This is a genomic window from Sanguibacter gelidistatuariae, assembly GCF_900096585.1.
Classification (GTDB): Bacteria; Actinomycetota; Actinomycetes; order Actinomycetales; family Cellulomonadaceae; genus Sanguibacter; species Sanguibacter gelidistatuariae.
In genome coordinates, this window is the sequence record NZ_FMYH01000012.1 from 16,963 (window position 1) to 29,556 (window position 12,594).

Genomic DNA, 12,594 nt, shown 5'->3' on the forward strand with positions numbered 1-12,594 from the left:
CTCTCAGCGACTGTCCGCGCCGCGGTCGGTTGTGCCATCATGCAACTTTCGGGTTCTGCCCAGAGGACCGTACTGAGGGTCACTGACGATGAGGTACGGGGGTTTCCCGATTGCCGCGTTGACGGCGACCCCGATATATTCGGCCACCACGCCCATCGAGAAGAGGATGAGACCGGAGGTCAGGAGGATCACTACCATCGTCGATGTCCATCCTGTGGGTACAGTCCCGCCTGTGAGCCGACTGGCAGCGAGGATGATCGCGAACGCAATGCCAGTGACGGCTGTCAGCGCGCCGAGTATCGAGACCAGTCGTAGGCCCCGAGTGCCCGAGGACAGGACCATCCGCCAGAAGTGCGAGAGAAGCCTGCGGGGGGAGTACCCAGACGTGCGCTCACCCTCCGAACGGAGCGTGACAGGTGCCGTCGTGACGTCGCCAGCGACCCAGCCCAGCGCGACGTCGAGATAGACGCCGGCTCCGGCGTATGCGGCGGCCGACCGGCCGACCTCTCCGAGCATGAGGCGAAAGCTCTGGTAGCGAGTCGCGCTCGCGTCTCCCATCATCGCCTTGACGATCCACTTCGCGACTTTGGACGTTGCGTTGCGGAAGAGCCCGTGGGGTGCGGCGTTCGTAGCCTCCGCGTATACGAGGCTTGCTTGATCGACGAGGGCGGCGTCAAGGAGAGAACCAATGTCGGACGGATTGTGCTGGCCATCCTCGTCCATCGTGACGATCCAGTCCCCCCCTGAGGACGCCATGCCAGCGATCGTCGCTGCATGCTGTCCGAAGTTTCGACTCAGCCACACGGGACGCACGTAGTCGAGTTCCTCGGCGAGACCACGGATCGTGTCACCGGAGCCGTCTGGCCCATGGTCATCGACGAGCAGCACCTCAGACACGACGGCCTGATGCCCCAGCGCGGTCTGGAACGGTTGGGTGAATGCGTCGATCTCGGCGAGCAGCGGGCGGAGCGTTTGGGCGCCCTGATACACGGGAATAATGATGGAGAGCTTGTGCACTGGGGCAATGCTGTCGTCGGGGGTCACGCCTGTAGTCTAGGCACTGTGGGCGCTTGTCCCTTGTGCGCGCAAGTGAGGATGGAGCATTCGGTGGCCGAGGCTGGACCTGTAGAGCGTGGGCCGCTGTTCCGTATTGTCCGCGACCAACGTGTGGCTTTTGTCATCGTCGGCGGTTTCAACACGATGCTCGGTACGGCGCTGTTCGTCCTATTTCAGCTGGTGTTCGAGCGGCTCGAAGTCGGCCGGTTCGACTACGTCCTCAGCCTCGTCTGTGCCCACGCGGGCTCGGTGATGTGCTCCTTCGGTATGCAGCGCACGCTCGTCTTCCGCGTACGCGGGCACTTCTGGCGGGATTTCGTCAGGTTCACCGGCGTGAGCATGGGAGCACTAGGGCTGAATCTAGTGCTGCTCACCATCTTGGTCGAGGGTGCACATTTACCCAAAATTCCTGCACAACTGATTGTCACGCTCGTGATTGCTGTCGGGACGTACTTCCTCCACAGGGACTTCTCGTTCCGACGAGGTGATCGACGCTCTCGCAAGCCTGACACGACCGACCCGGAGAAGCCCGAACGAGCTGGCGCAACCGTCCTGAATGTCGAGGCACGGATCGACGGCCCAACCCAGAGGAGGGTCCAGTGACTCCGCGAGTGTCCGTCGTCGTGCCTAGCTACAACAACGTCGATTTCATAGCCGAGACGATGCGGTCGATCCTCGCTCAGACGTTCACCGAGTTCGAACTCGTAGTTGCCGACCACTCCTCCACCGACGGCACGTGGGAGGCACTCGAGGAGTTTCGGGGTGACTCAAGGGTGCGGTTGGTCCGCACTCCTGCTGGGGGTGGCGCACCAGCAAACTGGAATCGCGTGAGCCGTCTCGCCACCGGCGACTTCGTCAAACTTGTCTGCGGTGACGATCTTATCCACCCCACGATGCTCGAGCGTCAGCTCGCCGCAGTGGAAGCGTTGGGGGAACGGGGCGCGGACATCGTCCTCGTGGCCTCGCAGCGCGACCTCGTCGATGCGAGGGGCAAAGTCTTCGTCCGTGGTCGTGGCCTGGGCCGACTGTCTGGTGTCGTCGACGGGCAGAAGGCTCTGCGCGCCACTGTGCGGTCGGGTGGGAACCTGTTCGGTGAGCCTGCCTGCGTGCTCATCCGCCGGTCAGCGCTCGAGGCTGTGGGGTGGTGGCAGGATCTCGGCTACTACCTCGACGTCGGCAGCTACGCCCGAGTCATCGTCCACGGTGACATCATCGCGCTGCGAGAGCCCCTGGCGTCGTTCCGGGTGAGTGCGCAGCAGTGGTCGGTGAGGCTCTTGCGCCAGCAGGCCCGCGAGGCTGCGGACTTTCATGCCTCGGCTCGCGATCTGGCACCATCAGCGATCTCGGGTGCAGACGTCCGGCTTGGTAACGTCAGGGCAAAGATTCTCGCGCTGCAACGCCGAGTCGCGTACGCACTACTGGGCGACCGGATGCGGCCAGCCTCGTCCACCTGAGGTCGTGAGTAGGCAGCCCTTGATACAGGCTGTCAGCGGTCCGGCGGGACCGAGTGGATCTCGATGCTCGGCCCGACGAGCCCACCACCAGCCAGGGACAGCAGATAGCTCAATGAGCGAGCAGTGTTGACCGCCTCGATCGCCGACCCATCACCTCGGGGGGTCGGGTCCCAGGTCTGCACCGTCGGGAACTGCTCGTCGAGGAGTTCGTAGATTCTCTGCTGCTCCACGTACTTGGGTTCGGCCATGAACCGTGCAGACATACCCGTGCTGGTCACGACGAACTTCGCATCGCTGGGAGTGGACATCGCGGACAGGCGGAGCCTGCCGTCGATGACAGCGAAGGCATCGAAGAATACCTTCGCAGCACCGGGGGACAACGGCGTGTAGCCCTCGTAGATCGAGTTGTCCGCCGTGATCGAGTGCTCATGCGTATAGCCGAGCGAGGCCGTCCGTGTGTCAGTCGCCAGGAACGACGCCGTCGTGGCGGCGGAACCTGCCAGCAGGTTGACCCCTATGACGGCGGCCGCAACGGCGAGGACCGCGGTCGGCCACCGCGAATCGGGCCGGTTCTCGCGAACCCACACGACGGTGTAGTAGAGACCGATGGGCGCCACCAGGAGCGGCGTCACGTACATCGGCAGTCCCCACCGGTCCCAATGCAGCTCGAGGCGGCTCAAGCCGACCCACATCACCAGCCCGAGCATGAGGGGCACAGCCTGCACGAGGCGCAAGCGGACGGCCCAGAAGATTCCAAGAGCGACGCACAGGACGAGGAGCGCTCCAGCCGAGACAGCGAAATCACGTGCGTAGAACGCCATGTTGCCGGACCAGTCCAGTCCGTCCGCACCCAGGTGACCAGTCGAGTTCTGGCCGGTCACCTGTTCGCGCACAGCCGCCAGATTGGTGAAGAGCACCGGGGAGAGCAAGAACAGGAAAGCAAAGACTGCGCCAATGGCCCCGGCGCCGTGGGAGAAGAAACGAAGCCATGCCCTGTCGCGGACCACCCCGATGATGACGACGACTGCGATGACCACGGCGGCGAGGGCGCCTGGGTACTTGATGGTCACGGCGAGCGAGACTCCCAAGCAGGCCAGAAGCAGGTCACGCCATGTCGCGGACTCGAGATAGCGCATGCTGGCGAGGACGACCAGCATGCAGGCGCAGGCGAGCGGGACGTCTGGCGTCGCAAAGTGGGAGTTCTCGATGAACGGGGGAAAGAAGGCTACTGCCATCGCGCTGAGCAGACCCACGGGACGGGCGAAACGCTTGCCGATGAGGTAGGCCAAGACGATCATCGCGATGCCGAAGACGGCCGTGATGAGTCGCGAGATGAGGTAGAAGGATGCCTGGTCCTGGGCGAACCAGACCTCTGGGCTCATTCCGTGTAGAAGATGGGAGTAGGCCTGGTAAGCGAGATAGCTCAACTGCATCTCAAGGTGGTCCGGCCGGAAGAAGTACCCGGGCTCGAATGAGTTTCGCGCCGACATGTCGATGGCACCGTTGACTACGACCCACTCGTCTGCGTGGAGTGTGAGAGGTAGTCCCCAGGCCAGTCCGCCGAGGCGAAATACTGACCCGAGTGCGAGGGTCGTGACGAACAGCCAGCGTGTCACGTCCCACCCGCTCCTGAAGGAACGTGGGGGAGCGGTTGTGTCGTGCGCAGCGCGGTGTCTTGCGGACGAGGGATGGGCCGTGGTGGCTTCGGTCGACACGCAGGAACTCCTAGGGTGCAGTGCAGGGCGGGACCGCGTGTGCGCGGGGCCGTGACAAGTCTATGGGTCTGTGGAGGTGCTAGCCGAGCGTGGTCGGCCGGTCCGTCAGCTCGACGCGACCCCGCTTATGGTGTCGTTCGAGGGCGATCCCGACGCCGGCGAGGGTGAGGTCGACAACGGTCAACAGAGCCCGGCTCGCCAGGACGACCATGAGGACTGCCCCTGACCCGAGAGATCCGCCGAGGACGAGGAGAAGCACGGCCTCGCGAGCGCCGGCCCCTGCGGGGACGAAGACGACCAGGAATCCGACCACCCAGGCCAAGGCATAACCGCCGACCGCCAGAGCGAGCGTCTGACCGGACATCGGCAAACCTAGCCCGGTCGCCAGCAGCCAGACCTGGAGGCCGGCCACGAGCCACGACGCGACCGCCCAGCCGACCGACGCGGTCAGGCCGCGAGCGGTGAGGGGATGCTCGAGTGGCTCGCGCCGCGTGAGACGGAAAATCCACGCGATGACACGGTTCATCACAGCCGGGACTAGGAGCACCATGAGCAACGGAGCGCCCCAAAGGGCCCACCGCCACACTCCCAACACCTCGGCAGGGGCCAGGGCGAAGGCCACGCAGCCAACTGCTGCGCCCGAGGCGATCGACACCAATACGGCGACGGTCATCGCCGTGACAGATCGGCGCCGGGGGATCTGGCGGTCGGCACCGAGCTCGGCTGCGGCGACGATGTTCCAGACGCCTCCCGGTATGTACTTCCCGATCTGGCTGACACCGAAGAGCGAAGTTGCAGCCCCCAACGGAAGGTGAGACCCGAGATCGGTGAGGATCCGTCGCCACGACAGGAGTGTGAGCCAGACGTAGACGAAGGACGCGACAGTCGCCCCGGCGATCGTCAGTGGTGACAGTTCCTCCGCAGCCAGAACCAGGTCGGCCCAGTTCGCCCAGACGGCGTAGACCGCGATGGCCAGTGCGACACCCAGAAATACCCAGCGGGTGACAGGCGAGCGGAGCGCCCCCACTATCCGCTTCATGCTTGGCGTCGGGGTTCGAGGCGGAGCACGGTGAGCAGTGGCAGGACAACTTGTGTCGCTGAGAACTGCTCGGCGGCCGCACGGGACCGGGCGCGCAGCTCGTTGACCGCCGCGGGATGCTCCGCGAGCCGTGTGATCTCGCGGGCTAGTGCCTGCGGGTCTGCCGCCGGTACCAGGGCGACGATGTCGCCCACGGTCCGGCGTTGGGGTGCGGTGTCACTCGTGATGACCGCGCACCCTGCAGCGATGCCCTCGTAGACCTTGTTGGGGACGACACGCATAGCCTTCGGGGTGTCAGCGAAGATCCCAAGGCACAGATCGTGTGCAGCGACGATCGACGGCAGCTCGTGGGGATCGACCCACGAGTGCCAGGTGACCGCAGCGAACCTGTCGAGCCTGCGGTGGACCTCGGCAGAGTCTTGGCCTGAACCGATCATCGTCACGTGGAGCTGGGCGGCGGACTGGAGGACGACCTCGAGCGCTTCCGCGATGATCGCGGCACCCTGCAACGGGGTGAACATTCCGAAGAACACGATGCTCAGGCCGTCGTCCGTGCTGGCCTCTGTTGCGGCGTCGAACCACTCGGCGCGTGCGCCAACGGGGACGACGACCCCCCGAGTGCCCTGGGGAAGCATCTGCAGGTGCTCTTCAGTGTCGACCAGCGCGATGCTCGCGCAACGCAGCGCGGTCCGATCGAGGGCGGAGAGCACGAAGGCTTTGAGTCCGCCGGTACCGCGGTCGCGTGCGGTGTCGCCGGCGAACAGCAGGTGGTCCAGCACGATCGGTACGCCGCGGAACAGGACCCGTGCGAGAAGAACGTCGAAGTGCCCCATGTAGCCCACGACCACGGCGGACGGCCGCAGCCCGCGTCGCTTCAAGGCCCGCACGTCACGACCGAGAAGAGACCACGACTTGAGCAGGCGCCAGGCAAGCACGGGGAGCCGCCATGGCTCCTTGAGCATCCGGACGCGCTCGGCAGTCGAGATACCGAGAGGGTGGTTCAGCTCGGCGACGTCGTACCCATGCACGCGAAGTCCGTCGATGAGGATCCCGATGCGCGGATGACGAGCAGCCTCATAGGTGCCGAAGGCAAAAATCATCGTTGCAGCAACCCTTCGAGCCTGCGATCCGCTGCGAGATCCCGCAAGGTCGCGGCGGCCGCGAGCAGTGAGATTCGACAGCGCTGGTGCATGACTTGTTCGCTCCGCTCGATGTGGGGACAGGATTGGTCGACGCGGGAATGGAACCTCTCGCTGTCGGCCCTCAGTCTAGTCGGGCGCAATTTGCCTTCAGTTGACAGTGACCGTCCGAGATTCGATGATCGGGTTCCCAGAACCGGCTGGCCATCCGATCGCGTAGACGCGCACCGTGTGGGTGCCGGGCTGCGCCGGGATCGACGTGGCGAATCCGTGCTGTCGACCGGTCCCGAAGGTGTTGTCGATGTCCGGGCGGTCTCCGTTCGCCAGGAGACTGGCCACATGCGCCCCGTCGAGGTAGACATGGACCGCGACGGGAGACGTCGTGTCGAGATCGTGCGCCCAGCCTCGGACGTTGATCGTGCCGCTGGACGCCGATGCTTCGTCGATCACGCCGTTCGCCGCCGTATTGGGGACGACGACCGTCTTGCAGCCCAGGTTGACCCGTTCCTTTGTGGTGGGGTCGGTGGCGCGGATGCACACTTCGTGGCTACCGGGTACGGCTGGAGCCGTCAACGAGAACCCCACGTCTGTGCGAGATATGCCGCCTACGTCGGTGCGTCGTACCGATGCAGTGCCCGACGCGATGACGGCCTGGTCGAGGAGGAGTTCGACGAAGACAGGCGCGTCGGAGTCGAGGTCCCAGGCCCACCCTGTTGCGGTGACGGAGGCGCTGGTGGATGGTTTTCCACCGCCGCCAGCCGTCGCTAGGTTCCCGGACACCTGGTCGACGGAACCGCTCGTGACGGAGTTCTCGACTGTGACCGTCCGGCAGCCGAGGTTCGGATTGGAGCCGCCTGAGGAGTCGATCGCGTAGACGCACACCGTATGGGCTCCGGCGATCGTGGCCAGCGAGGTGTCGAATCCGTGTGTCTCGCTGACCGCGTGAACGCGGGCGACGTCGGGTCGGGATGTGTTCGCGGTGACGCCTTTGGCGACCTTTCCGTCGACGTAGACGTGGACGCTGATGGGGTCCGTCGTGTCCCGGTCGAAGGCCCATCCTCGGACCTGCATGGTTCCTGGTCCGGTAGACACGAGCGAGTCGAACGAACCGGTCGGCGCGACGTTGATGACCGTCACGACCCGGCAACCCACCAGCGGGTTCGATCCGCCGCTGGCATCGATCGCGTAGACGCAGACGGTGTGGCTGCCGTTGCTCACGGGGACGAGGGTGTCGAAGCCATGGTTGTCACCCAGCCCGAAGGCACGGCCGATGTCGGCCCGCGGCGAGTCAGAGACGGTCGCTCGCGACATCTTGCCATCGACATAGATGTGGACCGAGATGGGTGCGGTGGTGTCGGGGTCGAGAGCCCAGCCTCGAACCTGGACGGCCCCAGGCGTGGGTGTGGCGTTGTCGAAGGTCCCCCGCGGCGCCTGGTTGGTCACCGTGACCGTCGAGCACCCCAGATAGGTGTTGGCGCCCTTCGACGAGTCGATCGCATAGACACAGACAGAATGCGTCCCTCCCGAAGACGGGATGTTTACGTCGAAGCCGTGCGCTGCCCCGTTGCCATAGACGCTCGCTACATCGGGTCGGCTGCCATCAGCGAGGGACGCCGTGGCGACCTTCCCGTCGACGTAGACATGGACGTTGATCGATGCGCTGGTGTCAGGATCCAATGCCCAACCGCGGACTCTGATGCTCCCCACTCCCGACGCGGAGGACACCGAGTCGACCACGCCGAATGGCGTGCGCTGGACGGATGATCCGAACCACTCGGTGAAGTAGAGGTGGAAGTTCCGGTTGCCATACGAGGAGCATGAGTCGCCGGTGCCGTATCCCGCTGCCAGAGCCGCCGCGTTGGGCCGGTAGGGGGTGTAGTTGTAGAGGCTCGCGGTCGCCTGGTTCTGGATGTACACCTGCGACGAGCCACAGGTCGTGTTGGGGTGCCACAGGACGGTGTTCGTCCGGCCCGCGCGGTAGGAGTAGCTCGTCGGGTTGGCTGCATAGCGCTTGAGCTGCTTGGCCGCCGAGTAGACCTGGTTTGCGAAGCCGGCGTAGCTGGGGTCGCACGCGCCGCCAGCGTTGTCCGGGCATCCGAAGCCGAGCGCACGCGAGTAGGTCGCCGCGGTCTTGCCAGCGGTTGCGGTGACCAGTCCCTGCTCCTTCTGGAGCGTCACGAGGAGCACCTGGGGATTGATCCCACACGCGCCGGATACCTTCGCGATGATCGCGGCGGCACTCTCGTTGGCGGTTCCCACGTAGGCGCCGGTGCACAGAGCGTCCGCGGCTCTGGTCGGTGTGGTCTCCACGTAGTGCTTGATACACGTGTATCCGGCGCCTGCCGAGCAGCTGGCGCCTTTGGTGTTGAGAAAGGACTGGATGTCCCCGGCAGACATGGTCGACGATTCATTCATGACCGCGTCGCTGATAATGAGCCCGGGGTCGAAGCCCGTGACTGGTGCGGCAACCGCCGTGCTTGCGGTTGTGACGACCTGGAATCCGACGAGGACCGACAGCAGCATTGCGACGATGAGGGGAACGGCGATATGTGTTCGCGTGATCACGGGACGGTCACCTCGATGGGGTCGGACTGGCCAGAGGATCGCTCCGACACATAGGTCACGATGGCGCTCCAGGTACCTGTTGACAGATCGGAGCCGGGAATGAGGAATCCGCCGCAGCTCATCGTGGAGACGTCCGAGAGTGCATCGAGGGTCTGCGACCTCACGGTCGTTCCCTTGGTCAGCGTCAGCGTGCACTGACCGGTGTTCTCGACGACGGCTGCGTAGGCTCCGACTTCCACGGACGAGGTCTCCGTGGCCCACGAGGCGTAGGTGATGACGACCGTCGCGACGGCGCGGCTCGGCGCGGGATCTGCTATGGCGGGCGGCGACGTGACGGTCGGCTCCGGTGAGGGGGTCGAGGACGCACCGGGCGTCGCCTCAGCAGGTGTCGTACTCGGCGCAGAGTCGCCCGGGACGGGTGCTGCTGACGGCGTCGGTGCGGCCGTGGTCGTCACGGTCGGCTCCGGCGAGTCGCGGTCAGAAGCGAACGGGCCCCAGAAGAAGGCCCAGGCTGCAGCCGCAGCGACCAGCGGGAGCGTGATGGCGATGACACGTCGTGTAGGGGAGTGCATGATCCTCGAGAATCTGGTTACGGCGTTTGCCTGGCGATACTAGTTCTGGCTGTCGCGGTGGCGGTGGTGCGACGCGCTCTCCGTGCTGATCTCTTTCCGGCCGACTACCCATTCCATCGGCACCTCTGGGGGTGTTTGAAGGAGACTCGACGTGTTCATGCGGACATCCCGGAACCGGCGCCGCCTGCGGGATCGACGGCTCCCGATTCGATAGTCTGTCGAAATGTCCACGAAGATCCTCTCCTCACGGCCGCAGTTCAGAGCCGCTGTCATCGCAGTCGTCGCTCTGACGTTGTGCGCCAGCGCTGCGCAGACAGGTGCCGTGGCAGAGGTCCGGTTGGCTGCTGTTGCCTCGAGCCTCTCAGCCGATGTCGACCCCGCTGAGCCCGCCGTCGTCGAACTCGACCTCACGGGGATCGATGACGGCGCGAAGGACGAGCTGGAGACCATCGCACAGGCCCAACCAGACCAAGCGCCTGTCACAGACCCGGAGTCTTCTCCAGCGCTGACGACAGAGGACCCACTGGGTGTGCTCTCCGACGATTCGAACCCGGACGTCCTGACCGAGCGGCTCGGTGTGGAGCCCTTCAGCGTCATGGGGGTGACCTGGGACCTCGATCCGTCGCTCGAGGGGGTGGTGGTCCAGTACCGCGTCTTCCAGGCAGGCGGATGGTCACAGTGGGCCTGGGGCGCTCCGAGTGAGGAGTACGTCGAGGTCAACGGCAGTGCCCCGACCCGTGGCGCCACTGACGCAATCTTCGTGCCGGACTCGACCGGGGTCCAGGTCCTCGTCTCCTCGACGAATGGCGCGGCCACCGGCGTCAAGATCGTCCTGATCGACCCCGGGACAGGTCCAGACGGGACCGGGGCGAGCACAGGATCAGGAGAACCGACGGACGCGGTCGCTGCGCCGGGATCGACGAGCTCCGCACCAGCCCCTGCACCGACCGAGGAGCCGGGGACACAAACGCCCGAGCCGTCGCCCTCCGCAACTCCCGCCCCGGCCGACGAACCCGAGGCTGTCACGCCGACTGTCCCTCCGACTCCGACTCCGACAGCCACTCCGACACCGACGGAACAGGAGACGACGTCCTCCGCCCCCGAGGGATCCGTCGGCACCGCCGCTACGGTCTCCAGCACGGTCACGACCGTCTCTAGCCCGTCGACGGCTGTCGCCTCGCCGCTGCGGATGGCGGCTACCGCCAAGCCGGGGATCGTCACCCGCGCTGTGTGGGGCGCGAGTCAGCCTGTCTGCACGGCCGACCACGCAAGCTCGACCTTGGCCGCCGCGGTTCACCACACCGCCTCGACGAACAGCTACACCGCCGCGCAGGTGCCTGCGCTGCTCCGCGGGTTTGCTGCATATCACATGCTTCCGGAGGCACAGGGGGGCCGAGGCTGGTGCGACATCGGCTACAACTTCCTCGTTGACAAGTTCGGCACGATCTACGAGGGGCGCGCCGCGAGCATCGACGAACCCATCGTCGGCGTGCACACAGGCGGATTCAACTCGCGGACGATCGGGGTCGCCGCGATCGGGAACTACCAGGATGCCGTCCCCTCGGCGGCGCTGGCAGAATCGATCAGTCAGATCATCGCGTGGAAGTTCGCGCAGAACGGAATCCTGGCGAACACCTCGGTGACGATGATCTCCGGCGGAGGTGCGTCGAAGTACCCCGAGGGCGCCGCTGTGACGTTCAGCACGATCTACGGGCACCGCGACGCTCAGTACACCTCGTGCCCGGGGCAATACCTCTATGCGGCCCTCGGAGACATCCGCAACAGGGTTGCGGCCCTATCGAACCAGACCGTGTCGGAGTCGCCGCGCGGTTCCTGGGACAGCGTCCAGGGTGGCGGGAACAGTCTTCGTGTGACGGGCTGGGCCCTGGATCCCGACGCCGGTTCACCGGTCCAGGTCCAGGTGATCGTCGACGGTTCGGTCGCGACGACTACCACGGCAAATCACACCCGTAGCGACGTCGGCGCCCGGGGCTATGACGCCACCGTCCCGGCGAGCGTCGGCCCGCACACAGTCTGCCTGCGACTGCTCAACCAAGGCGGAGGCTCGGATGTGCACCTGGGGTGCCGGAGCGCGACATCGACCGCTTCCAGCCCGACTGGTGTCATCGACGCTGTCGAGGCCACGGCCTCCTCGATCCGGGTCCGAGGCTGGGCCAGAGACCCGGACTCAACCAGTCCGATCTCCGTCCACATCTATGTCGACGGACGCGCCGTCGCGGCCGTCGCCGCCGATCTCGCGCGACCTGACGTGCAAGCGGCGGCGCCTGGGGTAGCCGGCCCCGCTCACGGTTTCGACCGGACGGTCACCGCTGCCACCGGTCGCCACACCGTGTGCATCTACGGCATCAACGTCGGTGGGGGATCGAACTCGCTCATCGGCTGCCGCGACGCCGTGGTGCAGAACAAGCTGCCGATCGGGAGCCTGGATCTGGTGGCTGCGGTCAGCGCGAACAGCATCAAGGTGCGGGGCTGGGTCCTCGACCCCGACACGACCTCGTCGATCACGACCCACATCTACGTCGACGGGCGGCTCGCCACCGGACTGCTCGCCTCCGGTGACCGTCCCGACGTCGCGCGCGTGCACGGACGGGGAGCCGCGCACGGATTTACCACCGACGTCGTCGTAGCCGCCGGCAAGCACGAGGTGTGCATCTACGCGATCGACTCCGCACAGGGGCCAAACCCGCGTATCGGCTGCGCCAGCGTGACCGTCACCAACCAGCCCCCGAAGGGCGTGGTCGACGCAGTCTCGGGTGGGGTCGGCTCGGTCGCAGTTCGAGGGTGGGCTTTCGACCCCGACACATCGGCACCGATCGCGGTGCACGTCTATGTCAATGGTCGCCTCGCAGGGGCAGTGCTCGCCCAGGGCGCGCGCCCCGATGTCGCCCGAGTCTTCGGTACGGGAGGTGCGCACGGATTCACTTCTTCGTTCGCAGTCCCAGCGGGCAGCTCTACCGTCTGCGTCTATGCGATCAATGCACCGGGCGGGAGCAATCCCCGGATTGGCTGTTCACAAGTCAGCGTGCAGTGACA

9 protein-coding genes are annotated in these 12,594 nt (G+C 65.7%); 3 read left to right on the plus strand and 6 right to left on the minus strand.

From position 1 onward, the window contains the following. Positions 1 to 3: 3 nt before the first annotated feature. Positions 4 to 1,044: a glycosyltransferase gene (locus BLQ50_RS17845; RefSeq protein WP_217629209.1), complete on the minus strand. Its 1,041-nt coding sequence runs from the start codon at positions 1,042 to 1,044 to the stop codon at positions 4 to 6. 63 nt (positions 1,045 to 1,107) lie between these two features. Here BLQ50_RS17845 and BLQ50_RS17850 point away from each other — a divergent pair, with 63 nt between their 5' ends. Both BLQ50_RS17850 and BLQ50_RS17855 read left to right on the plus strand, forming a co-directional pair. Continuing rightward, positions 1,108 to 1,659 (plus strand): GtrA family protein, encoded by a 552-nt coding sequence (locus tag BLQ50_RS17850; RefSeq protein ID WP_217629210.1) that lies wholly within the window; start codon positions 1,108 to 1,110, stop codon positions 1,657 to 1,659. Continuing rightward, positions 1,656 to 2,510: a glycosyltransferase family 2 protein gene (locus BLQ50_RS17855; protein ID WP_093186781.1), complete on the plus strand. Its 855-nt coding sequence runs from the start codon at positions 1,656 to 1,658 to the stop codon at positions 2,508 to 2,510. Before BLQ50_RS17850 ends, BLQ50_RS17855 begins: the two co-directional genes overlap by 4 nt. Positions 2,511 to 2,542: 32 nt before the next feature. On the opposite strand, the gene BLQ50_RS17860 is transcribed toward BLQ50_RS17855, so the two are convergent. From BLQ50_RS17860 to BLQ50_RS17880, 5 genes are all read right to left on the minus strand, one after another. Further along, positions 2,543 to 4,000 carry an ArnT family glycosyltransferase gene (locus BLQ50_RS17860; RefSeq protein ID WP_245701361.1) on the minus strand — a complete coding sequence of 486 codons (1,458 nt, stop codon included), beginning with the start codon at positions 3,998 to 4,000 and terminating at the stop codon, positions 2,543 to 2,545. Between the two features lie 304 nt (positions 4,001 to 4,304). Then, the gene (locus BLQ50_RS17865) at positions 4,305 to 5,264 is read right to left on the minus strand and encodes a lysylphosphatidylglycerol synthase domain-containing protein (RefSeq protein WP_093186786.1); all 960 of its coding nucleotides are present in this window, start codon (positions 5,262 to 5,264) and stop codon (positions 4,305 to 4,307) included. Beyond that, positions 5,261 to 6,364 carry a glycosyltransferase gene (locus BLQ50_RS17870; RefSeq protein WP_093186789.1) on the minus strand — a complete coding sequence of 368 codons (1,104 nt, stop codon included), beginning with the start codon at positions 6,362 to 6,364 and terminating at the stop codon, positions 5,261 to 5,263. The genes BLQ50_RS17865 and BLQ50_RS17870 overlap by 4 nt, the downstream gene beginning before the upstream one ends. Before the next feature lie 189 nt (positions 6,365 to 6,553). Then, positions 6,554 to 8,968, minus strand: coding sequence for a hypothetical protein (locus BLQ50_RS17875; RefSeq protein ID WP_093186791.1), 2,415 nt, complete (start codon positions 8,966 to 8,968; stop codon positions 6,554 to 6,556). Beyond that, positions 8,965 to 9,540 carry a hypothetical protein gene (locus tag BLQ50_RS17880; RefSeq protein WP_093186794.1) on the minus strand — a complete coding sequence of 192 codons (576 nt, stop codon included), beginning with the start codon at positions 9,538 to 9,540 and terminating at the stop codon, positions 8,965 to 8,967. Before BLQ50_RS17880 ends, BLQ50_RS17875 begins: the two co-directional genes overlap by 4 nt. 223 nt (positions 9,541 to 9,763) lie before the next feature. Between BLQ50_RS17880 and BLQ50_RS17885 the strand changes: the two genes are divergently transcribed. Next, positions 9,764 to 12,592 (plus strand): peptidoglycan recognition protein family protein, encoded by a 2,829-nt coding sequence (locus tag BLQ50_RS17885; RefSeq protein ID WP_093186796.1) that lies wholly within the window; start codon positions 9,764 to 9,766, stop codon positions 12,590 to 12,592. The last annotated feature ends 2 nt before the right edge of the window (positions 12,593 to 12,594 follow it).

Coding starts and splice junctions, on each gene's coding strand:
- BLQ50_RS17860 (WP_245701361.1), bottom strand. CDS start 4,000: ATGTCGGCGCGAAACTCATTCGAGCCCGGGTACTTCTTCCGGCCGGAC.
- BLQ50_RS17865 (WP_093186786.1), bottom strand. CDS start 5,264: ATGAAGCGGATAGTGGGGGCGCTCCGCTCGCCTGTCACCCGCTGGGTA.
- BLQ50_RS17870 (WP_093186789.1), bottom strand. CDS start 6,364: ATGATTTTTGCCTTCGGCACCTATGAGGCTGCTCGTCATCCGCGCATC.
- BLQ50_RS17880 (WP_093186794.1), bottom strand. CDS start 9,540: ATGCACTCCCCTACACGACGTGTCATCGCCATCACGCTCCCGCTGGTC.
- BLQ50_RS17885 (WP_093186796.1), top strand. CDS start 9,764: ATGTCCACGAAGATCCTCTCCTCACGGCCGCAGTTCAGAGCCGCTGTC.